This is a genomic window from Micromonospora echinaurantiaca (genome assembly GCF_900090235.1).
GTDB lineage: Bacteria > Actinomycetota > Actinomycetes > Mycobacteriales > Micromonosporaceae > Micromonospora > Micromonospora echinaurantiaca.
This window is the reverse complement of the sequence record NZ_LT607750.1, coordinates 2,795,198-2,815,752: the sequence shown is the minus strand read 5'-3', so window position 1 is coordinate 2,815,752 and position 20,555 is coordinate 2,795,198. Positions and strand designations below refer to the sequence as shown.

The following is a 20,555-nucleotide window of genomic DNA, read 5'->3' as shown; positions in this document are numbered from 1 at the left end:
CGGCGGTCAGGACGGGGCGACGGTGACCGTGCAGGTGCCCAGGCCCGGGCAGCCCAGCAGGACGGTGGTCGGCCGGTCCACCGCCACCCGGACCACCGCGCCGTCGGCGGCCGGCTCGACGTCGTCCCGCACCGTGACGTCGATGTCGCCGGGGGCCGGCGCCTCGACGGTGAACCGGGCCGGGCTGCGCAGGACCAGCGTGCGCAGCCCACCCGGGGCGGCGACCCGCAGCGCGCAGCCGCCGGTGAAGACCAGCCGGCCGGGCTCGACAGCGCACTCCGCGGCGACCGCCGCCGGGTCCACCGCGGCCTGCTCGCCGCCGAGCCGGCCGAGCCGGTCGACCAGGCCCGACCGGTCCGCCGGGTCGCCCCGGTCGGCCCGGCCGCCGGCCACCGCCACGGCGAAGAGCGCCACCAGCAGTACGCCGAGCAGCACCAGCAGCGCCTTCTGCCGCCCGCTCACGACGGCACTCCGCTGCGCTGCTTGCCGGCATGCGGCCCCGTCGCGCCGAGCCTGATGACTCGCTCGCTCATCGGGTGTCCGCCGGGGCGACCTCGGTGAACCGGATCGCGTCGATCCCGGCGAAGTACCGGTCGGTGTCCTGCGTCTTGCCGACCACCACCAGCGTGATCCGGTGCGGGCCCGGGCCGAGCCGGATGGTGCCCACGTCGAGCCAGTCCGTGCGGACCACGGTCGGACTGAAGCCGAGGAAGACGCCGCCGACCTGGACGCCGTCGATGGTGAACACCGTGTTGGCGTAGTCGAACGAGGTGGTCCGGACGGTGGCGAACCGCCAGGTGGCGTCCGCGGGCAGGGTCACCGTGACGGTCACCTGGTCGCCGATCGCCCGGCCCTGGAAGAACAACTGGGTGTCCTGCGACCAGACCACCCCGCAGCAGTTCGGCTGCCGCACCACGGTGGCCGCCGCACCCCGCGGCGACAGCACCATCGCCCCGTCGACCAGGTCCTCCGCCTCCACGGTGACCACCCGCGGCTCACCCGGGGGCGCCGGGTCGCCGTCCCGGGTGACCAGGAAGACCACCACCGCCGAGGCGAGCAGCACCAGCGCCGCCGCGGCGGCGACCCACGGCCACGGGCTGCGCCGGGTCGGGGTGACCGCCCGGACCTCGTAGGTGACCCGCCCGCTGGAGCGGGAACTCTCCTCCGGCGCGGTGTTCGCCGAGTACGCGAACCCGGTCATGTCGTAGCGACGCGGCGCGGTGCCGGCCGGCACCACCAGCCGGACCAGGAACGACACCGAGCCCTGCCCGGGCACCACCCGCTGCGGCTCGGTGACGGTGAACCAGGAGCGCTGGCTGCCCTCGCCGGGTGCCACGTCGAAGACGACGGTGTCCGGCGCGACGCCCGGGTTGGAGACGGTGAAGGTCAGCTCCCCGGTGTTGCGGGCGTCCAGGGTGAACTGCTCGGCGGCCGCGACGACCGCCCACTCGGTGGTCATAAGGGCTCCTCTGCGACGACGATCTCGACGGTGGTCGACGCGGGCTTCTCCGCCTCGACGATGCGGGTCGCCACGGCCAACTGCTGCTCGGTGGCGGCCGCGGGCACCCGCACCACCACGTGGAACGGCCGGTCGGCCGGCTCGGCCAGCACGAAGCCACGCAGCCCGGTCGCCACCTCCAGCGCGAGGCGCAGCCCGTACGGGGTGCCGCGCCAGCGGGCCAGCAGCGCGCCGTGCGCCACCAGGTCCCGCAGCCGACCCGGCGGCAGCGGCAGCGGGGTGTCCGGCCGGGGCGAGGCCACCACGTGGTCCATCGCCACCCAGCGGGCCAGCGCGACGACCATCGCGTCCGGCGCCCGGTACGGGGCGAAGAGCGCGTCGACGTCGGCCAGCACCGCCTCGTCCGGGGCGTGCAGCGCCTCCATCACGTCCAGCAGCGCCCACAGCACGCTGCCCGGCACGCACGCCCGCTGGTACGCCGCGGGCAGCAGCCGCTCAATCGCCGCGCGTCGCATCCTGCCGCACCACCTCGATGTCGTGCTCGCCGGAGCAGAGCAGCCAGGTGTCGGGAACGGTCACCACGTCCGCGGTGGCCTGGTTGGCGCTCGCCGCCCAGTCGACGGCGTTGCCGCTGCGGTACACCCCGCGTTCGCCGCCGGCCAGGATCAGCCGGTCCGGGCCGGCGGTGGCGGCGATCGCGTCCACCGGCAGGAACCGGGTGCGGTCCCGAAGCGGCAGCCCGCAGTTGACCATCACCGGCGCCCACTGCGGCTGCGCGGCCAGGGTGTCCAGCCGGACCACCCCGCCGCTCTGCGTGGCGGCGACCGCGAGCGGGCCGGCGAAGGCCAGGTCCCGGCAGGTGCCGCCGATCCAGCCGGTCTGCACCGGCTGCCACTGCACGTCCGACTCGAACAGCCGGGTGCGGTAACAGCCCTGGCCCGGTTTCTTCGGGTCCGGCTCGCCGGTGCCGCTCCACAGCAGCGTGGCCGGACCGTCGTACTGCACGGCGAGGACCCGGTTGTCCACGTTGGCCAGACCGACGTGGCCGAAGGTGCCGGGCCGGCCGGCCGCGGTGGACAGGTAGACGCCGAAACCGGCCTGGGCGGCCACCGCCACGCCGGGCGCGCCGCGTTCGGAGACGAACGCGCGGACCGCGTAGAAGCCGCGGTCGGCGTCGGCCGGGTCGACCAGGATCTGCAGCGGCACCGCGCCGGGCAGCAGAGACACCTCGTAGAGCCCGGTGTCGGTGGCGACCAGCAGCGCGCCGGCGCCGTCCCGGTCGATCCAGGCCAGATCCGTGATCCGGGAGGCCAGGTCGGTCAGCAGCGACCAGGTCTCGCCCAGGTCGGTGCTCAGGTGCACCCGCGAGCCGCCGCCGGCGCGCAGCGTGACCGCCGCGACCGCGCCGGGGCGGGGCACGATGCCCGGGCGGGTCGGGGCCGGGGCCGGCGCCACCCGCAGCACCGTCTCGCCGTCGAACCGGCCGGCCGGCTCCCAGCCCGCCCCGGCGTTGGTGGAGCGGAACAGCACCGGCCCGCGCCCGGCGTACCAGGTGCGCGGCTGGTACTGGTCCACCGCCACCGCGTTGACCTGCGCGTCGGGCGCCTCGTCGACCACGAAGCGGACCGACTCGACGTAGCGCACCCCGGGTTCGGCGTGTTCCAGCAGCCGGTACACGTTGGAGGCGCGCAGCGGCTCCCCGAACGCCCAGCCGGTCGGGTTGAGCGGGGTGGGCAGCGGGCTGAGCGTGGAGTGCAGCCGGTCGTGGATGCGGCGGCGGACCGCGTCGGCGTCCTCCTCACGGCGTACCACCACCCGGGCCCGGATCGACACCGCCTTGTAGCGGGCCCAGCCGGCCCGGCAACTGGTGCCCAACGCCCGGCGCCGGTCCAGGTCGGCCTCGACCCGGGCCCGGGCCTCCTCGACCTCGTGCTCGCGCAGCACCGCCACCGGCAGCCGGCCGCCGGGCCGGGCCGCCTCCGGCACGTACGGCACCAGCACCACCTCGACCTCGCCGGGGCGGGCGTAGCTGTAGACGGCGGCGCGGGTGAACGCCCGGGCCCGGGCCACCGCGCCGGAGCCGGCGGCCAGCACCTCGTAGTCCCGGGCGGTCACCGCCCGTTGCTGGGCGAAGAACTCGTACGGGCCGCGGAGCAGAACCGACTCCAGCGACTCCAGGTCCCGCCCGCCGGCGGCCGACGCCGGGTTCTCCACCCGCACCCCGGGCAGCGGGTCGCGCAGGCTGGTCAGGGTGCCGGCCGCCACGTTGCCGGCCGGTCCGCCGCCGGCCCGGTACCAGAGCCGGACCTGCCGCCCGGCCGGCGGCACCGCCGCCACGGTCACCGGCCCACCCGCACCACCCGGATCCCGGGGCTCGGCGGCACCGGTCCCGCCGTCCGGGCCGACCGGGTCGCCGGCAGCGGAGCCATCGGGCGTGGGGCCGCCGGCAGGCTCGGCCGGCGGCGGGTCGCGCAGGTCCAGGGCGGGGGCGAAGGTGACCGTGCCGGAGCAGCGGTCGACCAGGTAGACCTTCGCCTGCGGGCCGACGCCGGCGAAGCTGTCCACCGGCCGCCAGATCTCGAACGTGCGCCCCTCGTGCTCGCGCGCCGCCGCGCCGAGCTCCACCGAACCGGCCGGCACCTCCACGCCGAGCAGCAGGTCCAGCGGCTCGGCGGTCCGCGCCAGCGGCGCCCGCGCGGCGCGCAGCACCTGGCCGGGCTGCCCGGTGCCGACGCCCAGCAGTTCCGCCTCGACCGGCGCGCAGTGGTGCATCCGGACGGTCACCTCGGCCTGCCCGGCGGGCAGCAGGGCCGGCTCGGTGGTGACGAAGACGACCGGCCGGGGATCGGCGCCCCGGGCCGCCGCGACCCGGGTGCCGGCCGGGATCCGGATCGCGCCCCGGTCCCCGCCGGTCCGGGTGAACCGGACGTCCGCCCAGGCCACCGACGGCGGGTGCCGGGTCACCCCGAGCAGGTTGAGGAACGACACGTACGCCTTCTCCGGCAGCTGGTTCAGCCGGTAGATCATCACCTCGGTGAGGTACGCGAACGCCTCCACCAGGGCGATCCCCGGGTCGTGCGCGGACAGGTCGGTCCAGCCCGGGCAGGACTGGCGGATCCGCTCCCGGGCCTCGGTGACCAGGTCGAGGAAGGTCCGGTCGTCCAGGTGCGGCACGGGCAGGGTCATGACGGCGCTCCCTCCGCGCTCGGGGCCCCGGGCCGGTCGGCCGGTCGGGCGGTCCCGGGTGGTGCGACGTCGGCCGGCTCGTCGGCGGGCAGCAGGTCGACCGAGAAGACCAGCTGGCCGGGGGCCAGGCTGGCCCGGATCCGGTAGTCCAGCCGGATCACCAGCCGCCACGGGTCGTCCGGGTCGGGGCCGGCGTCCACGTCGACCACCTCCACCCGGGGCTCCCAGCGGGCGATGGCCTGCCGGACGTAGTGGATGGCCAGCCCGGCGGTGGTGTCGTCGTTCGGTGCGAAGACCAGCCGGTGCAACCGGGACCCGTAGCCGGGGCGCATCAGCCGCTCGCCGGGAGTGGTGGACAGCAGCAGGAACAACGCCTGGCGTACCGTCTCGTCGCCCTCGGTCATGGCCAGCCCGCCGGCCGCGGTCAGCGCGAGCCCGCCGGTGCGACCCGCGTCGAAGCCGGCGCCGACGAACCGGAACGCCCTCACCGGTCGGCCCCCAGGAACCGCTGGCGCGGGTCGCGCACCCGGTGGTGGACCAGGCCCGGCGGGGTGCCGTCGGTGAAACCGTCCAGGTGGGACAGGACCACGCGGTGACCGTCCACCCGCAGCCAGTCGCTGTAGCCGACCCGCACCCGCAGCGTCTTCGCGCAGGGCTTGATCGTCGGCCCGTAGTTCGGGCAGGCGGTGATCGGGCGCCCCTCCGGGTCGGCGTCCACCAGCACCGGTACGCCGGTGACGGTGACCCAGCGTTGCGAGGCCCGGTTCTCCACCCGGCCGTCGTGGTCGCACCTGATCACCGAGTCGCGGTGGATCCAGCGCATCAGCCACCTCCCTCGTGCTGGGCGCGGGCCAGGGTCCGGGCCCGCTCGGCGGCCGTCTCTGCGTCCTCGGCCGCCTCGGCGTGCAGGAAGTCCACGCTGCGGGCCCGGACCACCATCGCCCGGCCCGGCGCGGAGAGCACCAGGTCGCTCGCCGCGTGCAGGGTGGCCAGCTCCGGGGTCAGCTCCAGCCAGCTGCCGCCGTCGGTGGCCAGCCGCAGCCGCCGGCCGGCGTCGTCCACCACGATCGACTGCCCGCCGGCGGTCCGCAGCGACCAGCGGCCCGCTCGCCCCTGGTGGATCCCCGCGTCGTACGGCTCGACCGCGCCGAACAGCGAGCCGAGCACGATCCCGGCCGCCGGCTCGCCCCCGGGCAGCGCCACCAGCACGGTGTCCTCCGGGTCGGGCAGCGCCACGATCCCCTTGCCCCGGCCGGCGCCCGGGCAGAGCACCCCCAGCCACCCGGCGTCCAGCTCCCCGTACGCGGGCAGCGCCACCCGGACCCGGCCCAGCCCGTCCGGGTCGGCGACGTCGGTGACCGTGCCGAGGGTGAGCACCGCCGGGGCGGGCGGCCCGGCCGGCGGCGGCGGTGGCGGGGCGGTGCCGAACCGGGTCAGGTGACCGTTGGCGTCGACGGTGTGCACCACCTCGGTGAGCACGTACGTGCCCTCGGCCGGCGCGGCCACCCCGGCCAGCGCGATCCGCCGGCCCGGGCGCAGCGCCGGATCGCCCTCGGCCACCCCGTCGGCGGTGACCAGGGCGGCGACCCGGGCGTCCAGGCCGGCCTGGGCCAGCGCGGCCAGTTCGTCGTCGCTGCGCCCGGGCTGGTCGACCGCGGTACGCACGCCGTCCGCGCCCACGTCCGCCGGGTCCGGGTCGGCGGCGGTGCGCCGCCCGCAGCGCGCCGCGCCGGCCCGCTGGCTGATCGGCTCGGCCCGCTGCGGGTGCCAGCCCAGCGCCGCGCTGTCCCCGGCGGCGGCGTCGAGGTTGGTGGACAGCCGCAGCGCGTGCACCGAGCGGCCCAGCTCCAGCGGGACCGGCTCGCCGTACCCCTCCAGGGTCACCAGGCGCAGCCGGTCACCGTCGACGGTCAGGTGCAGCCCGGCCCGGCCGGCCACCTCCAGCAGCAGGTCGAGGTCGGTGTGCCGGTGCTGTGCCAGCCGCTCCAGCCGTGGCCCGTCGGTCTCCGCCGCCACGGCCAGCCCGACGTCGGCGCAGAGCTCCCGGGCCAGGTCGGCGGCGGTCACCGACTCGAACACCCGCAGCCGCTGCCGCTTGCGCAGCCGGTGCAGCGCGTCGTACGCCCGCACCAGCAGCAGCGCGGAGCCGTCGGCGGCGTACTCGACCTCGACGCAGGTGACCTCGCCGGCGAACAGCGCCTCCGGCTGGTCGGTCAGCCGGACGTCCAGTGTGCCGCCGGTGCGCACCGGCGGGGTCAGCGCGGCGGCGCCGGGGGCGGTGGCGAGCGCCACCTCGCACTGGGTGGGCTGGTCGAGCCGGGCGGCCACCCGTACCGACACCACCCGGCGGGTCGCGCCGTCGGGCAGCGCCGCGCCGTCGAGCAGCACGGTGAGCGCGGGCGGCGCGGCGACGGTCACGGCGCACCTCCCGGCGACGCGGGCGGGGCCGGGTTGGCGGCCGGCGGTGCGACGGCGGGCGCGGTCAGCGCGCGGGGCGCGGCGACGGTCACGGCGCACCTCCGCCGGGCGGGGGTGAGCCGGCGACCGCGCCGGGCGGTGGGACGGCGAGCGCGGTGCCGGCCGGCACGGTGAGCGGGTCGGTGATCCGGTTGTGCTCGGCCAGCAGCCGCCAGCGCAGCGGGGAGCCGAGCGCGTCGTGGGCGAGCAGGTCGAACCGTACGCCCGAGTAGTCGGGCTCGGCCGCGCCGTCGCCGGCGGCCACCACGGCGCTGCCGGGCGCGGCGGCCGGGGTGTCGGCGGCGGCCAGTTCCTCGGCGAACCCCTCCCGCGCCCGGTCGGCCGACTCGGCCACCCGGACCAGCTTGAGCCGCAGCCAGGAGCGGCGGGGTGAGCCGGTCACGGTGAACGCGTCGAAGCGTTCCGCCACAGCGACGATCACGCCGGGCACGTTCCAGGTCTTGCCCCAGACCAGCCGCACCAGCGGCGGCCGTAGCCAGCCGTGCTCGGTGGCCGAGTTCTCCGCGAGCAGCCACAGTGGGCGGGTGAGCACCCGCACGTCGGTGGGGCGGACCTGACCCTCGGCGAAGTCCACGTCGAAGAGCAGGTCCAGCACGAGTTCGGTACGCCCGCCGCCGGTGAACACCAGTGGGTCGTCGGCGAGCCCGGCGCCGGTCAGTTGCCCGCCCGGCGCGCCCCGGGGCCGGATCCCGGCCAGCCGGGTCACCTGTACGGTTTCCGGGTTGAGCAGACAGTCCACCCGGTCACCGGTGGCGTCGACGAGGAAGGCGACCCGTTCCATCAGGCGCCCGCCTGTTCCCGGTCCAGCCGGCGCAGGTGCGCGGGGTCCAGCGCGTCCCCCGCGGGCCTCCACAGCGCCCGGTCATCCGGCAGCTCCGGCCAGGGACCGCCCCCCGCCCGCGGCACACTCCCGGCCGCCCCGCTCTCCGGCAACCCCGGCCACCACCACCCCACCTCCGCGCCAGCCCCCCGTGCGGCCGCAGGCCTTGGTCCGGATCGGCCCCGGTAGGCGCCGGCATCTTCCAAGATCTCGGGCGTGCCGTGGGCGAGAGGCGGGGGAGGGGGGTGGGGGCCGGGGTTCGGGTGACCGGGGTTCGGCCGGCGGGAGGCTGCGCTGTCCCGATACTCGCCGGCCGGGCCCGTCCGACCCGAGACGGATCCGGATCGGACGGAGGCGCCCGACGGGCCACCGGTGCCGCCATCAGCAAGCCGGCTGAAGCCGGGGGACGCGAATGGAGCACCGAGGGCGGCGTCCAGGCGCGGATCGCCGGTGCCGATCCCGCCGTGGCCCCGGGCACCGGTGCTGCCCTCGCCAGCGTGGCTAAGGCCGGACGGGCCGGAGTCGCCGTCCGCGCCTCGGCTCCGGCGTTTGCCGGGAGTGCCGGTGCTGCCGTCCGCACCTCGGCTTCGGCCGGCGGTGTCGGGCGTGTCCGTACCGGTGAGCCGGGTCCGGATGTCGCCGACGGTCCATCCGCTGGTGCCGCCCGGATCCGGGGTGACGGTCGCCGCCCCGCCGGCAGCCGGGTGTGCCGCCGAGCGGGCGATGCCGGGTGTTCCCGGTGGGGTCCGGCGTGCGCCCGGGCGGGTGCCGGGGGGTGTTCCCGGGTCAGTCGGGTGTGCCCCCGGGCGGATGCTGACGGATGTGCCCATGCCAGCGGGGTCGGCTGCCGGCCCCCCGAGGCCACTCGACCCGTGGCCGGGCACCCACCCCCCGGGCCGAAACGCCTCACCGCCGACGCCCGCCCCGCCAACCCCCACGCCGCCGCCCGCCCCTGCAGCGCCCGCCCCGCCAACGGCCGCGCTGCCAGCGCCCGTGCCGGGAGCGCCCGCGCTGCCAACAGCCGTGCCGCCAACGCCCCCGCCGCCGACGCCCGTGCCGGCAGCACCCGCGCCGGGAGCGGGTGTCCCGCCAACGCCCCTGCCGGCAGCGCCCGCTCCGGCAGCGCCAGCGTCCCCCACTGCCGGCGGCACCGCCGGCCGTAGCACGACCCCCCAACCCCCCGCGATCCCCGGCTCCCCAGGGCCGGTGATCAAGGGGTTTGCGTCAATGACGCGGCCGTCGCTGACGTAACGCCCTTGATCGACACCGTGGTGCGGTGGGGGCGGCGGAGGCGGGGGAGTGAGGGGGAGGTCGTGGAGGAGGCCGGGGGCGTGCGCGGCGACCAGGCGGAGCCAGTGCTCGGGCGGCTCGCCGGGGCGGCGCAGCGGATCACCGGCGGGTTCCACCGCACCGCCGGCGGGCTCGATGCGACCGGCCAGCCGCGTCGCGCCGCCGGCGAGGGCGCGGAGCCGGTCGGCCAGCCAGCTACGCGGGCGTCGGGGCGGCACCGCCGGTCTCCAGTTCCAGGCCCTCGTAGCGCAGCGTCAGCGCGGCGATGGCGATCTCCTGACCGAGGGTGTTCAGCTGTGCGCCGAGCCAGCGGGTCGGCCAGGCGTTGATCATGTTCCAGCGGAGCACCTCGGTGGTGCCGGCGGCGTCCAGCAGCACGATCGACACGTTGCGCCGGCTCACCATGCCCCGGGCGACGGCGTGCACCCAGTCCCACAGCTCCCGGGAGGCGGTCAGCCCGAAGTGCAACGTCACCGGCTCGTACTCGGCCTGGCCGGGGATCATCCGGATCCGGTCGTTGCCCTGCTCCCGGTAGGGCAGCGCGGGGATGTTCATCTCCAGCCCGCTGACCTCGGTGAAGTGCCCGTTGGTCACGCCGTTGACCAGCAGCTTGAAGTTGTAGGCCCGGTACGGGTCGACCGGGGCGCCCGGCTGCGGGTTGGCCGTGGTGGGCATGTCAGCCTCCAATCGTCTCGGTCTCGGCGCCGCCGGCCCACTGGCTCAGCTTGAACACCACGAACTCCGCCGGCTTCACCACGGCGATGCCGATGTGCGCGACCACCATCCCGGCGTCGCGGACGTCCGGCGGGTTGGTCTCCTCGTCGCACTTGACGAAGAACGCCTCCTCGGGCGTGCGCCCCAGCAGGGCCCCGTCGCGCCAGACCCGGGTCAGGAAGGCGCCGATGTCGCGGCGGATGGAGCGCCACAGCGAGAAGTCGTTCGGCTCGAAGACCATCCACCGGGTGCCGTTGGCGATCGCCTGCTCGATGGCGATGGAGAGCCGCCGGACGTTCAGGTAGCGCCACTCGCTGGCCTCGGCGGCGAGCGTACGGGCGCCCCACACCCGGATGCCCTCGCCGGCGAAGTAGCGGATCACGTTCACGCCCTTCGGGTTGAGTACGTCGTGCTCCGGCCGGGTGACCAGGTACGCCAGGTCGACGGCGCCGCGTACCGGCTCGTTGGCCGGCGCCTTGTGCACCCCGCGCAGCGCGTCGGTGCGGGCCCAGATGCCGGCCATGTGCCCGCTCGGCGGGGTGAGCACCAGCTCCCCGCTGAGCGGGTCGCGGACCCGCAGCCACGGGAAGTAGCAGGTGCCGAAGTCCGACTGCCGGGGCCGGCACGCCGCCGCCTCCCCGCCCGAGCCGCCGGAAGCCCCGCCCGAGCCGCCGGATCCGCCGGAAGCCTCGGCCGGCTTCGGGGGCTTGCCGCTGCTCGGGGTGGCGACCCGGGTCAGCGCCGAGATGTCCTCGACGTCCGGCGGCGGGTCGCAGATCGCCACCATGGTGCGGGTCCGCTCGGCCATGCTGAGCAGCGCCTCGTGCGACACCGGGTCGTGGAAACCCGGCGCGGCCAGGATGGAGATCTCGTCGACCGCCTCCAGCAGTTGCAGGCCGGCGCGCCGCTGGCCGGTGCCGGTGATCGCGCCGTCCTCGCCGACGTTGACCACCCAGCACCGGGTGCCGCCGTTGTCCAGGAAGCCGAACACCGCCCGGGCCAGCGGGGTGCTCTCCAGCCGCTCCCCGTCGGCGTAGAGCCGCAGGAAGTCCGACCAGTTGTTGACCGCCTGGGCCCGGCCGAGGTGGGCGCCGCGGTCCGGGGCGACACCGACGAAGGCGGCCGTGCTGGTACCGACCGGTCCGATCGGGCGGGCGCCACTGGGCACCTCCTCGACGTAGATGCCGGGCGAGAAGTAGGTGGGCATCGGTCCTCCCGGATCGGGTCAGCGGGACGGTGGTGGGCAGACGATGACGATGTCGGGCTCGGCCGGGTCGACTTCGGCGGTGAGCACCTGGCCGCGGCTGGTCAGCCGCAGCCGCACCGGGCCGGGGCGCTCGGGGTCGTGCGGCACGCCGACCACGCGGAACCGGCCGGCGGGATCGGTGCTGGTGGCGTACGGCTGGCCGACCACCTCGACCCGGACGGCCGCCAGCGGCTGCTCGGCCGGGCCGACCACCCGTCCGTCGAAGGTCAGCAGCTCCAACTGGCGCAGCCGCAGCGGGGCCAGCACCGGCGGCGCGACCGTGTCGGCGTGGGTGACCTGGGCGGGCACGTCGATGAGCAGGGCCGGTCGGGGGCCGGTGCCGAACGCCTGCCACAGCCGTGGATCGCCGGCCTCCAGCACCACGGTGTGCCCGCCGCCGCCAGCGGTGGCGGCGGCGAGCACCCGGTCCAGCCCGGGCAGCGCCGCCGGCCCGCCGGCGCAGAGCAGGTAGCGCACGGTGAACCGGTACGGCTCGCGACCGCCGCCGCTACCCCGGGTCTGCCGGGCCGGGCGCAGCTCCAGCGGCCAGAGGGTCAGTCGGGCGGCGTCGTCGTCGGGCCGCGGCGGGCCGACCGGGACGGGTTCTCCCGCCGCCCCGGCCAGCCACGCCGCCAGCTCGGCGGTGGCCGACTCGATCGGACCGCGCGCACCGGTGGTCATCGCGGCGGGGTCCCCTGCACCCGGTAGGCGATGGCCTCGTTCCACACGTGCGGGTAGACGCCGATCTCGAAGTAGCGGGTGAACCGGTTGATCGGCGCGTTGCTGTGGTCGTGGTAGAGCAACCAGACCGGGGCGATGGTGAACAGCACGTAGTTGGCGAGCACCAGCGGGATGTAGAGCGGTCCGAGGATGCGCGCCTGGAGGATGTGCACGTCCTCGTGGCGCTGGATGCCCGGGCCGGATCCGGCGCAGACCGTGCCGATCGTGGTGGCGTAGCGCGGCGAGACGCCCTCGACCACGTTGACCCGGCAGGTGTGCTGCGAGGTGGCCCGGTCCAGGGAGTGCCCGAAGACGACGTGGACGGCGAGGTAGATGGCGCCGACGACGGTGTTGAGCAGGCTCCAGGTGTGGTCGACGACGAAGAGCAGGACCCCCTTCGGGTCGGGGCCGTAGACCCGGGCCGAGGCGACCGCCCAGCCGAACACCCCGCCGACCAGCAGGCCGAGCACCGCCCCGACCAGCAGGCCGACGGTGCCGCCCGCGAGCTGGCCGAGGATGGCGCCGGTGGCCACGTGCACGACGGTGCTGACGATTCCGTAGATCATGGCGGCACCTCTCAGACCCACGAGCGGATGATGCGGGGCTCGCGACCCTGCGCGAGCTGGGTGGGCGACGCCTGGGTCGCCTGCCGGTTGCCCGGCGGCAGCTGGTTGATGCCCAGCGCGGCGGAGAAGATGACCAGGCCGTTGAAGAAGGCGATGATCCACTTCTCGGCGCCGGCGTCCGTGGCGAACGCCGCGGTGAGGTAGGACAGCGCGAGCGCGATGCCCAGCGCGATCCACTTGCGAGCCTTGTCGCCGCTCGGGCCGATCAGCCCGCCGATGACGTTGGTGGCCAGCAGCGTCGCGGCGCTCGCGCCGGTCAGGCTGCCCAGGGCGGCCCAGGTGAAGAGATCGTTCATCGCCGATCCCCCCTTCGATGTGCGGTGGTGCGACCGGGGTGGTGGTGGTGCGGGCCGGCGGCTCCGGGGAGTCTCCGACGACCCGTCCGCGGCGGCGGACGGGAGCGGATGGGGTGTCTCAGGCGGACTCCGGTGGGCCGGCGGGCGTCGAGCCGGCCGCCGGCTGACCGCCGGGCACCTGGCCCGGCAGGGTCGGTCCGCCCGGCTGGCCGGGCAGGGTGGAACCGCCGGGTGTCGGGCCGGGCGCGGTCGCGCCGGCGTTCGCGGGCGCCGCCGGGCGCCGCCGCAGCAGCAGTACGACGACGACGGCGACGACCAGCAGGCCGACCACCCCGCCGACGACCAGCAGCCAGGGGAAGCCTCCGGCGTCGTCGTCATCGGTGGCGGCGGCGGACGGTCGGGGTGGCGCCTCGGCGACGGCGCGCAACTCGGCCGGCTTGTTCTGGTTGCTGCCGACCTGCCAGCTGACCGATCGTCCGTTGACCGTGCCGTTGGTCTCGCGTACCGGGCCGGGAAAGGTCACCGAAATCTCGAACGACATCAGCCGGAGGAAATCCTGCTGACTCTGTGGATGTTGTTCGGCGATTTTGCCGCCGTATTTCTTCGGGTCGAGCGGCAGGGTGAACCGGTAGAGATCGCCGTCGCGGACCAGTTTCACGCTCTCGCTGTTGAAATCGCTCAGCGGGGTGTCCCGATAGGTGATCTGGAAACCGAACACCCGGCCGTCCTCGTAGCGGGTCTCCTCGCCGGGCGGCAGTGCCGGGATGTTCTGCCGCAGCTCGGCGAAGCCGGCCTCGACCGTCCGGTTCCCGCTGGTCAGCACGGTCTTCCGGGCGGTCAGCAGGAGTTGGCCGCTCACCGTGTCGTCGGCGTTGACGGCCAGCCCCATGTTCAGTTCCATGCAGCCGCTCAATACGGCCACGAGAGCGAGACACCCCGCGAGCCGGAGCGCTCTGCCGCGGACGAGTCCCGTCATCATGCGGACAGTGTGTGTGATCGGGATCACGGTCAGCAGTCAGCGATCAGTCACAACGAAGTCGCCGATCTTACCGGCCCGTTGTCACGTTCGGCTGAGGCCCGTGACGGGCCGAATCGATAATCTGAAAGGTTGGCCGTCGTGCGGCAATTTCCTCGGCCGACCGAGGCGGTCGACGCGGCCTGACGGGCCCGGCCGGTGGCGGCCCGGTGCTGGCCCGGACGGCACCGGCGAGGAACCGGCCGGCGGTGGGGGAGCGGGCTTGCGGGAACCAATCCTGGATATGTAGTGTCCAGGATATGCGAATGTCCGAGGGCGTCGAGTGGGCCCTGCACAGCTGTCTCAACCTGACCTGGCTGGAGCCGGGGCAGGCGGTGTCGGCCGCCCGCCTGGCCGCCTTCTACCGGCTGCCCACGGCGTACCTGAACAAGCAGTTGCAGGCGTTGGTGCGGGCCGGGATCCTCACCTCCACCCCGGGCCCGCGCGGCGGGTTCCGGCTGGCCCGGCCGCCGGAGGCGGTCAGCGTGCTGGACGTGGTGGTGGCCATCGAGGGCGCGGAGGAGGCGTTCCGCTGCGAACAGATCCTCCGGGCCGGCCCGGGCGGCCGGGCCGACGTCGACTACCGCCAGGTCTGCCTCGTCTCGCAGGCCATGCGCCGGGCCGACCTCGCCTGGCGGCGCGAGCTGGCCGGGCAGACGCTCGCCGACCTGCGCACCGCCGTGGAGCAGCGTTACCCGGACACCCCCGCCAACACCCGGGAGCGGTTCGCCGCCCCGCTGTCCTGATCCACCATCCCTTCCCAGAGAGGCGATCCACCATGACCGCACCCGTGCACGTCCAGGCCACCGACGCCACCGTCCTCGCCGACGGTCCGACCAGCCTGATCACCCTGCTCGCCGACGCCGGCGCCACCGCGGGCGCACTCACCGCCAACCGGGCCACGCTGCACCGCGGTTCGCCCGGCGCACCACCGCATCTGCACACCCGCGCGGCCGAGGCGTTCTTCGTCCTTGACGGGGTGCTCGACGTGCTGGTCGGCGAGGAGATCCGTACCCTGCGCAAGGGCGATTTCCTGCTCGTCCCCGCGCACACCCCGCACGCCTTCGCGCCGGCCCGCGACGAGGCGGCCGACGTACTGGTGGTCTTCACCCCGGGCATCGACCGGTTCGACTACTACCGGCTGCTGGAACGGGTCTACCGGGGCGAGGCCGACCCGGCGGAGATCGGCGCCAGCGGCGAGCGGTTCGACAACCACTACGTGGACAGTCCACTCTGGCGGGCCCGCGCCTGACCGGCGGGCCGGCGGCGTCCCGCGCCGCCGGTCCGTCGAGCCGCCGGTCCCCGGGCTACCCTGCGGCATGATCTCGATCTCTGCTGTGCTGCTGGTGGACCGGGACGGGCGCCTGCTGCTGCAGTTGCGCGACGAGCACGCCCCGAACCATCCGAACGTCTGGGGTCTGCCCGGTGGGCACGGCGAACCGGGCGAGACCGCCGAACAGGCCGCCGCACGCGAGCTGAGGGAGGAGACCGGGCTGCGCGCCGAGCACGGGTTGCGCCTCTTCGCCCGGCAGGAGTTGCCCGAGCTGGGCCGGGTGAAGCACTACTTCTGCGGTGCGACCGGCGCCGGGCAGGACGACGTGGTGCTCGGCGAGGGGGCGGCGATCCTGTTCCTGCCGGCCGAGGAGGTCCTCGACGGTCGGCCGTTCACCCCGGGCACCGCCGAGGTGCTGGCCCGGTTCCTCGGCTCACCGGAGCACGCCCGGCTGGCCGCGCTCGCCGCGGCCGGCCGGGCCGGTCCGGCACCTGCTGACGGTCGGCGCGGTCAGTCATCCGCCGGCGGCTGACAGGTCAGCGGCCCGGCGCCGGGCCGGTCGGGGAGCTGACGGTCGGCGGCTGCCAGTCGGCGTACCGGGCCATGCCGCGCAGCGCGGTGCCGGCCGGGGTCAGCCGGATCAGGGTGTTGCGCAGCGCGACCGCCGCCGGGTGGCGCAGCTGCTGACCGAACCGGCCGGTCCGGGCCGCCGCCCGGGCGACGGCCTGGCTGCGTGGCCGCCGCTGCCGGTCGTACGCGGCCAACGCCGCCGGCACGTCGACGGCGCCGGCGCAGAACGCGCCGAGCGTCACCGCGTCCTCGATCGCCTGGCACGCGCCCTGCCCCAGGTTCGGCGTCATCGCGTGCGCCGCGTCGCCGAGCAGCGCGACCCGCCCCCGCACGTACGACGGCAGCGGCGTGCCGAGGTGCAGGATGTCGTTGCGCAGCACCGCCTCCGGCGGGGTGGCGGCGAGCAGGGCCGGGATCGGGTCGTGCCAGGAGCCGAACCGCTCAAGGACGGCGGCCAACTCGTCCGGGGCGCGCCCGCCGGGCGGGGCGGTGACCGCGCCGTACCAGTAGACCCGCCTCTCGCCGAGGGGCACCATGCCGAACTCGGCGGCCGGTCCCCAACTGATCGCCGCCGGCACCGGAGCCGGGAACGGGATCGCCGCCCGCCAGGCGGTCGAGCCCGCGTAGACCGGCGCCGGGGTCGCGGGCCAGAGCCGGGCGCGCAGCACGCTGTGCAGGCCGTCGGCGCCGACCACCAGGTCGGCCCGGAGCGTGCTCGACTCGCCGCGCCGCCGGTAGCGCACCTCGCCGCTGTCCGGGTCCACCTCGTCCACCTCGGCGCCGGTCCGCAGCGCCGCGGCCGGCAGCGCGTCGGCCAGGATCCGGTGCAGGTCGGCGCGGTGGATGCCGAGCGCGGTGGTGCCCAGCACCCGGGCCATCTCGTCGGCGTCCAACCGGGACAGCCAGCGCCCGCCCGCGGTGCGGATCCCGCCGGGGGCCTGCTGCCCCCGGGCGCGGACCACCGGCCCGAGCCCGAGCGCGTCGAGCCCGCGCAGCGCGTTCGCCATCAGGGTGAGCCCGGCGCCGACCTCGCGCAGCTCGGGGGCGCGCTCCAGCACGGTGACCTGCCAGCCGACCCGGTGCAGGGCCAGCGCCGCGGCCAGGCCCCCGATCCCGCCGCCGACCACGACCGCGCGCGCCGCTTCCATCCCACCCGCCTCCTTCTACGCCTGTAGAAATGCATACTACATCCGTAGAAGCGAGCCGAGGAGGGCCATGGCGCGGGCGGAACGGGTGGCATCGCTGGCCGACGCGGCGATCGAACTGCTCGCCGAGGGCGGCATGCGGGCGCTGACCCACCGGGCGGTCGACGCCCGGGCCGGGGTGCCGCTCGGCACCACCTCCGCCTACCTGCGGACCCGCCGGGCGCTGATCGAGGCGGTGGTGCAGCGGCTGGCCGACCTCGACCGGGCCGACCTGGTCGCCCAGCGGCTGCCGACCGACCAGCCGCCGCAGCGGCCGGGGCCGCCGCTGACCCCGGACGACCTCGACCGGCTCGCCGCCGGCGTGGCCGAGGTGCTGGACCGCTGGCTCACCGTCGGTCGCAGCCGCACCCTGGCCCGGTACGCCTGCCTGCTGGAGGCGGTGCACCGGCCGGAGCTGCGGCAGATCCTCGAGCACGGCACCGGCCTGCGGGTCCAGGCGCGCGACCTGCTCGCCCGGGCCGGTGCGCCCGACCCGCGCCGGCAAGGTGACCAGCTGGTCGCGTTCGTCGACGGGCTGCTCTTCGATCGGCTGGTCGGTGCCGGCGCGCTGAGCGCCCCACCGCCGGGCAGCCCGGCCAGCCGGGCCGACCTCGCGTCGGCCGTACGCACCCTGCTGCGCGCCGCCACCAACCCGGCCTGACGCCGGCGCGCTGGGGAAGCCGGATCCGGTACCAACTCGGCCGGACGTCGGCGCGCTGGCGGAGCCGGATCCGGGACCAACCCGGCCTGACGCCGGCCTCGCCGGGTCCGGGTGGGCCGGATCAGTCGCCGGTCGCGGCGCCGATCCGGTGTTCGCTCGGGCTCACCCCGTGCACCCGCCGGAAGGCGGCGCTGAGCGCGAACGGGCTGCCGTAGCCGACCCGGCGGGCGACCGCGCCGACCGTGGCGTCCGGCTCGCGCAGCAGGTCGGCGGCGAGCGTCAGCCGCCACCCGGTGAGGAAGGTCATCGGCGGCTCACCGACCAGCTCGGTGAAGCGCCGGGCCAGCGCCGCCCGGGAGACGCCCACCTCGGCGGCGAGCGCGGCGACCGTCCACGGCCGGGCGGGGTCCTCCTGCAACAGCCGCAGGGCCGGGCCGACCACCGGGTCACCGGCGGCGGCGTACCAGGCCGGCGCGGTGCCGGGCCGGGCGAACCAGGTGCGCAGCGCGGCGATCAGCAGCAGGTCGAGCAGCCGGTCGAGGACCGCCTCCTGGCCGGGCGCGTCCCGGGACATCTCCTCGGCCAGCAGCGGCACCAGCGGGCTGCGCCAGTCGTCGCCGGTGACCACCAGCAGCGCCGGCAGGGCGGTGAGCAGCCGCCGGCTCAGCTCGCCGGGCAGCTGGTAGGTGCCGGTCAACATCACCGTCGAGCCGTCCGGGCCGGTGCCCCAGGTGCGTACCCCCAGCCCGGGCGTCGAGGTCAGCGGCTCGCCGCGCAGCGTGGTGCAGCGCTGGCCGGGGTGGATCACCACCTGTGGCGGGGTCGCCGGGTCGTCGGCGACGGTGTACGCGTCCGGCCCGCGCAGCACCGCCACGTCGCCGAGGTCCAGCCGGGCCGGCTCGCCGTCGTCCGGCACCACCCAGGCGGCGCCGCGCACCAGCGCCACCACGGTCAGCGGCGCCCGGTCCTCGATCCGCAGCGCGAACGGCGGGTCCAGCACCGAGCGGAGCAGGAACGCGCCCCGCGCCCGGGCCCCGTCCAGCAACCCGGTCAGCCCGTCCACGCCCGGATCATAGCCAGCCCGGGGGACCGCCTCAGCGTCGGCCGTCGAGCCAGGCGACGGCCTCCTGGCGGGTGTCGGCGGGCACCTCGTGGGCGCCGGCGAACTCGCGGTAGCTGACGTCGTAGCCGAGGCCGTGCAACCGGGGAACCAGACGGCGGCTGCACATGTCGACCGGCAGGACCGGGTCGTCGGTGCCGTGCGAGACGAACACCCGGGGCCGGCCGTGGGTGACCTGCGGCGCCGCGAAACCGGGGGAGAAGGCCACCACCGCGTCGACCAGGTCGCCGTTGGTCAGGCCCAGCGAGAGGGCGTACGAGGCGCCGTCGGAGAACCCGCCGACCGCCACGCCGTCGATCGGGTACCCGGCGAAGGCGGTGGCCAGCAACCCGTCGATCCGCCGTACGTCCGGCCCGAACCCCTCGACGATCAGGTCCCAGGTGCTCGACTCGGCCTGCGGGGCGACCAGCAGCAGGCGGTGCTCGTCGGCGAGCGGAAGCAGCAGGTCCAGCCCCTGCCGGGCCGAGCCGCCGGCCCCGTGCAGGAGCAGCACCAGCCGGTACGGCGGCCCGTCGACCGGCTCCGGGGCGTACACCATGGCCAGCTGCCCGCCGTGCGGGTCGGTCAGCGACGCCAGCCCGGCGGCGGCCAGCGCGGTGGGTGGGGCCGGCCGCGCGGTCAGCCGGCCGTGCCGGGGGTTCTCCTCCGGCTGCCGGTGCGGCGGCGCGGGTTCGGCCACGGGATCATCTCTCCAGTCCTGGCGGGCGTGCGCGCCCGCTTACCCCACTGGCCGGCGGCTAATCCCGCAGCGCCGCCGCGCCGGCCGCTCTCCGCGATGCCGCGGGCGGTAGCGGCTCAGCCGCTGGCCCGGCGAACCAGCCGGGACGGAAACACGGTCACCGGCGGTGCCGGCCGGCCGGCCAGCGCGGCGGTCGCGGCGGCCGTGGCGATCTGTGCCACCGGGTGGGTCGCCGTGGTCAGCGCGGGAGTGGTCATCGCGGCGAGCGGGATGTCGTCGAAGCCGGTCACGGCCACGTCCCCGGGCACCCCGACGCCGGCGCCGCGCAGTCGGTCGATCACCCCGAGCGCGGTGGCGTCGCTGATCCCGACGATTGCGTCCGTGTCCGGCCAGCGCGCCAGTACCTCGCCGGCCGCCGCCCGCCCCCGGCGCGCGGTGAAGTCGCCGGGCACCAGCCGCACCGGCAGCCCCGCGTCGCTCATCACCTGCCGGTACGCCCCGACCGACCGGCCGGCGCAGGACAGCCAGTGCGGACCGGTCACCATCGCGATGCGGCGCCGTCCGGTGGCGTACAGGTGCCGGACCGTGGCCGCCGTGCCGCCGCCGTTGTCCACGTCGAACGAGGGCACCAGGGCGGAGCCGATGCCGATCGAGGCCACCCGGCCGCGCAGCGCCCGGGGGATCGCGGCGAGCATCGCCTCGGTGGTGTTGACCAGGACCAGCCCGCCCACGCTGCGGTCCTCGGCCAGCCGGCGCAGCCCGGCCGGTTCGCGGGTCGGCAGCCAGTGCAGCGCCACCCCCAGCCCGTACGGCGCGCAGACCCGGGCCGCCGCGCCGACCACCCGGTCGACGTACGGGTCGTCGAGGACTGTCGCGTCGGCGCCCGCCACCACGACCACCAGCCGCACCCCGCTGCCCCGGACCAGCGCCCGGGCCGCCGGGTTCGGCACGTACCCGAGCCGGTCGGCGGCCGCGGTGACCCGGTCCCGGGTGACCGGTGCGGCGTACCCGGTGCCGGCGAGCACCCGCGAGGCGGTGGCCCGGGACACCCCGGCCGCGGCGGCGACGTCCTCGAGCGTCGGTGGTCGGCGTGCCGTCGTCATCGCTGTCCTCCCCGTTGTCGGCCGCCCCCCGGCGTGCCCGTCCGCATCATCCCGCGCCGCGGGCGCGATCGGTAAGGGGTGGAACCGGGTTGCGGTGAGAACGCTCTCAGGTGTG

General features: G+C 76.1%; 22 protein-coding genes. 4 read left to right on the top strand and 18 right to left on the bottom strand.

Annotated features, from left to right (window positions below; all coding sequences use genetic code 11):
- Positions 1 to 6: 6 nt before the first annotated feature.
- The 14 genes from GA0070609_RS33150 to GA0070609_RS12900 form a co-directional block, all read right to left on the bottom strand.
- Positions 7 to 462 (bottom strand): hypothetical protein, encoded by a 456-nt coding sequence (locus tag GA0070609_RS33150; protein ID WP_157748126.1) that lies wholly within the window; start codon positions 460 to 462, stop codon positions 7 to 9.
- A gap of 67 nt (positions 463 to 529) precedes the next feature.
- On the bottom strand, positions 530 to 1,459 hold the full coding sequence (locus GA0070609_RS12960; RefSeq protein WP_088994050.1) for a carbohydrate-binding protein: 930 nt from the start codon (positions 1,457 to 1,459) through the stop codon (positions 530 to 532).
- Positions 1,456 to 1,974 carry a phage tail protein gene (locus tag GA0070609_RS12955; protein WP_088994049.1) on the bottom strand — a complete coding sequence of 173 codons (519 nt, stop codon included), beginning with the start codon at positions 1,972 to 1,974 and terminating at the stop codon, positions 1,456 to 1,458. The genes GA0070609_RS12960 and GA0070609_RS12955 overlap by 4 nt, the downstream gene beginning before the upstream one ends.
- On the bottom strand, positions 1,955 to 4,645 hold the full coding sequence (locus tag GA0070609_RS12950; RefSeq protein ID WP_088994048.1) for a putative baseplate assembly protein: 2,691 nt from the start codon (positions 4,643 to 4,645) through the stop codon (positions 1,955 to 1,957). The genes GA0070609_RS12955 and GA0070609_RS12950 overlap by 20 nt, the downstream gene beginning before the upstream one ends.
- Positions 4,642 to 5,133, bottom strand: coding sequence for a GPW/gp25 family protein (locus tag GA0070609_RS12945; RefSeq protein WP_231928673.1), 492 nt, complete (start codon positions 5,131 to 5,133; stop codon positions 4,642 to 4,644). Before GA0070609_RS12945 ends, GA0070609_RS12950 begins: the two co-directional genes overlap by 4 nt.
- The gene (locus GA0070609_RS12940; protein WP_088994047.1) at positions 5,130 to 5,468 is read right to left on the bottom strand and encodes a hypothetical protein; all 339 of its coding nucleotides are present in this window, start codon (positions 5,466 to 5,468) and stop codon (positions 5,130 to 5,132) included. Before GA0070609_RS12940 ends, GA0070609_RS12945 begins: the two co-directional genes overlap by 4 nt.
- Positions 5,468 to 7,063, bottom strand: a complete 1,596-nt coding sequence (locus GA0070609_RS12935) for a phage baseplate assembly protein V (RefSeq protein ID WP_088994046.1) — start codon at positions 7,061 to 7,063, stop codon at positions 5,468 to 5,470. Before GA0070609_RS12935 ends, GA0070609_RS12940 begins: the two co-directional genes overlap by 1 nt.
- Before the next feature lie 88 nt (positions 7,064 to 7,151).
- Positions 7,152 to 7,904, bottom strand: coding sequence for a CIS tube protein (locus GA0070609_RS12930; protein WP_088994045.1), 753 nt, complete (start codon positions 7,902 to 7,904; stop codon positions 7,152 to 7,154).
- 1,524 nt (positions 7,905 to 9,428) lie between these two features.
- Complete coding sequence (locus GA0070609_RS12925; protein WP_088994044.1) at positions 9,429 to 9,908, bottom strand: phage tail protein; 480 nt, start codon at positions 9,906 to 9,908, stop codon at positions 9,429 to 9,431.
- A 1-nt stretch (position 9,909) separates the two neighbouring features.
- Positions 9,910 to 11,154, bottom strand: coding sequence for a phage tail sheath family protein (locus GA0070609_RS12920; RefSeq protein WP_088994043.1), 1,245 nt, complete (start codon positions 11,152 to 11,154; stop codon positions 9,910 to 9,912).
- A gap of 18 nt (positions 11,155 to 11,172) precedes the next feature.
- A complete protein-coding gene (locus GA0070609_RS12915) occupies positions 11,173 to 11,874 on the bottom strand; it encodes a carboxypeptidase-like regulatory domain-containing protein (RefSeq protein WP_088994042.1) in 702 nt (233 codons plus the stop codon).
- Positions 11,871 to 12,479 (bottom strand): glycine zipper family protein, encoded by a 609-nt coding sequence (locus GA0070609_RS12910; protein WP_088994041.1) that lies wholly within the window; start codon positions 12,477 to 12,479, stop codon positions 11,871 to 11,873. Before GA0070609_RS12910 ends, GA0070609_RS12915 begins: the two co-directional genes overlap by 4 nt.
- An 11-nt stretch (positions 12,480 to 12,490) precedes the next feature.
- Positions 12,491 to 12,835, bottom strand: coding sequence for a hypothetical protein (locus GA0070609_RS12905; protein ID WP_088994040.1), 345 nt, complete (start codon positions 12,833 to 12,835; stop codon positions 12,491 to 12,493).
- 118 nt (positions 12,836 to 12,953) lie between these two features.
- Entirely contained in the window at positions 12,954 to 13,736 is a 783-nt protein-coding gene (locus GA0070609_RS12900; RefSeq protein WP_197700263.1) for an LppM family (lipo)protein, read from the bottom strand.
- Between the two features lie 380 nt (positions 13,737 to 14,116).
- Here GA0070609_RS12900 and GA0070609_RS12895 point away from each other — a divergent pair, with 380 nt between their 5' ends.
- The 3 genes from GA0070609_RS12895 to GA0070609_RS12885 all read left to right on the top strand — a co-directional run bounded on the left by GA0070609_RS12895 (position 14,117) and on the right by GA0070609_RS12885 (position 15,655).
- Positions 14,117 to 14,596: an RrF2 family transcriptional regulator gene (locus tag GA0070609_RS12895; RefSeq protein ID WP_197700262.1), complete on the top strand. Its 480-nt coding sequence runs from the start codon at positions 14,117 to 14,119 to the stop codon at positions 14,594 to 14,596.
- A 32-nt stretch (positions 14,597 to 14,628) separates the two neighbouring features.
- Positions 14,629 to 15,102: a cupin domain-containing protein gene (locus GA0070609_RS12890; RefSeq protein ID WP_088994038.1), complete on the top strand. Its 474-nt coding sequence runs from the start codon at positions 14,629 to 14,631 to the stop codon at positions 15,100 to 15,102.
- A 67-nt stretch (positions 15,103 to 15,169) separates the two neighbouring features.
- The gene (locus GA0070609_RS12885) at positions 15,170 to 15,655 is read left to right on the top strand and encodes an NUDIX hydrolase (RefSeq protein WP_088994037.1); all 486 of its coding nucleotides are present in this window, start codon (positions 15,170 to 15,172) and stop codon (positions 15,653 to 15,655) included.
- A 4-nt stretch (positions 15,656 to 15,659) separates the two neighbouring features.
- On the opposite strand, the gene GA0070609_RS12880 is transcribed toward GA0070609_RS12885, so the two are convergent.
- Positions 15,660 to 16,841, bottom strand: coding sequence for an FAD-dependent monooxygenase (locus tag GA0070609_RS12880; protein WP_088994036.1), 1,182 nt, complete (start codon positions 16,839 to 16,841; stop codon positions 15,660 to 15,662).
- A gap of 67 nt (positions 16,842 to 16,908) precedes the next feature.
- Between GA0070609_RS12880 and GA0070609_RS12875 the strand changes: the two genes are divergently transcribed.
- Entirely contained in the window at positions 16,909 to 17,538 is a 630-nt protein-coding gene (locus GA0070609_RS12875) for a TetR/AcrR family transcriptional regulator (RefSeq protein ID WP_088994035.1), read from the top strand.
- 121 nt (positions 17,539 to 17,659) lie between these two features.
- Here GA0070609_RS12875 and GA0070609_RS12870 read toward each other — a convergent pair whose 3' ends face one another.
- From GA0070609_RS12870 to GA0070609_RS12860, 3 genes are all read right to left on the bottom strand, one after another.
- Entirely contained in the window at positions 17,660 to 18,601 is a 942-nt protein-coding gene (locus GA0070609_RS12870) for an AraC family transcriptional regulator (RefSeq protein ID WP_088994034.1), read from the bottom strand.
- A gap of 31 nt (positions 18,602 to 18,632) precedes the next feature.
- Positions 18,633 to 19,337 (bottom strand): alpha/beta hydrolase, encoded by a 705-nt coding sequence (locus tag GA0070609_RS12865; protein WP_088994033.1) that lies wholly within the window; start codon positions 19,335 to 19,337, stop codon positions 18,633 to 18,635.
- 116 nt (positions 19,338 to 19,453) lie between these two features.
- Positions 19,454 to 20,440 carry a LacI family DNA-binding transcriptional regulator gene (locus GA0070609_RS12860; RefSeq protein ID WP_088994032.1) on the bottom strand — a complete coding sequence of 329 codons (987 nt, stop codon included), beginning with the start codon at positions 20,438 to 20,440 and terminating at the stop codon, positions 19,454 to 19,456.
- Positions 20,441 to 20,555 lie beyond the last annotated feature (115 nt).

What these genes read in the sequence shown, in the direction of transcription:
- GA0070609_RS12960 (WP_088994050.1), bottom strand. Translation starts at nt 1,459, where the DNA reads ATGACCACCGAGTGGGCGGTCGTCGCGGCCGCCGAGCAGTTCACCCTG.
- GA0070609_RS12955 (WP_088994049.1), bottom strand. Translation starts at nt 1,974, where the DNA reads ATGCGACGCGCGGCGATTGAGCGGCTGCTGCCCGCGGCGTACCAGCGG.
- GA0070609_RS12950 (WP_088994048.1), bottom strand. Translation starts at nt 4,645, where the DNA reads ATGACCCTGCCCGTGCCGCACCTGGACGACCGGACCTTCCTCGACCTG.
- GA0070609_RS12940 (WP_088994047.1), bottom strand. Translation starts at nt 5,468, where the DNA reads ATGCGCTGGATCCACCGCGACTCGGTGATCAGGTGCGACCACGACGGC.
- GA0070609_RS12930 (WP_088994045.1), bottom strand. Translation starts at nt 7,904, where the DNA reads ATGGAACGGGTCGCCTTCCTCGTCGACGCCACCGGTGACCGGGTGGAC.
- GA0070609_RS12925 (WP_088994044.1), bottom strand. Translation starts at nt 9,908, where the DNA reads ATGCCCACCACGGCCAACCCGCAGCCGGGCGCCCCGGTCGACCCGTAC.
- GA0070609_RS12920 (WP_088994043.1), bottom strand. Translation starts at nt 11,154, where the DNA reads ATGCCCACCTACTTCTCGCCCGGCATCTACGTCGAGGAGGTGCCCAGT.
- GA0070609_RS12915 (WP_088994042.1), bottom strand. Translation starts at nt 11,874, where the DNA reads ATGACCACCGGTGCGCGCGGTCCGATCGAGTCGGCCACCGCCGAGCTG.
- GA0070609_RS12910 (WP_088994041.1), bottom strand. Translation starts at nt 12,479, where the DNA reads ATGATCTACGGAATCGTCAGCACCGTCGTGCACGTGGCCACCGGCGCC.
- GA0070609_RS12905 (WP_088994040.1), bottom strand. Translation starts at nt 12,835, where the DNA reads ATGAACGATCTCTTCACCTGGGCCGCCCTGGGCAGCCTGACCGGCGCG.
- GA0070609_RS12900 (WP_197700263.1), bottom strand. Translation starts at nt 13,736, where the DNA reads ATGGAACTGAACATGGGGCTGGCCGTCAACGCCGACGACACGGTGAGC.
- GA0070609_RS12895 (WP_197700262.1), top strand. Translation starts at nt 14,117, where the DNA reads ATGTCCGAGGGCGTCGAGTGGGCCCTGCACAGCTGTCTCAACCTGACC.
- GA0070609_RS12890 (WP_088994038.1), top strand. Translation starts at nt 14,629, where the DNA reads ATGACCGCACCCGTGCACGTCCAGGCCACCGACGCCACCGTCCTCGCC.
- GA0070609_RS12885 (WP_088994037.1), top strand. Translation starts at nt 15,170, where the DNA reads ATGATCTCGATCTCTGCTGTGCTGCTGGTGGACCGGGACGGGCGCCTG.
- GA0070609_RS12880 (WP_088994036.1), bottom strand. Translation starts at nt 16,841, where the DNA reads ATGGAAGCGGCGCGCGCGGTCGTGGTCGGCGGCGGGATCGGGGGCCTG.
- GA0070609_RS12875 (WP_088994035.1), top strand. Translation starts at nt 16,909, where the DNA reads ATGGCGCGGGCGGAACGGGTGGCATCGCTGGCCGACGCGGCGATCGAA.
- GA0070609_RS12860 (WP_088994032.1), bottom strand. Translation starts at nt 20,440, where the DNA reads ATGACGACGGCACGCCGACCACCGACGCTCGAGGACGTCGCCGCCGCG.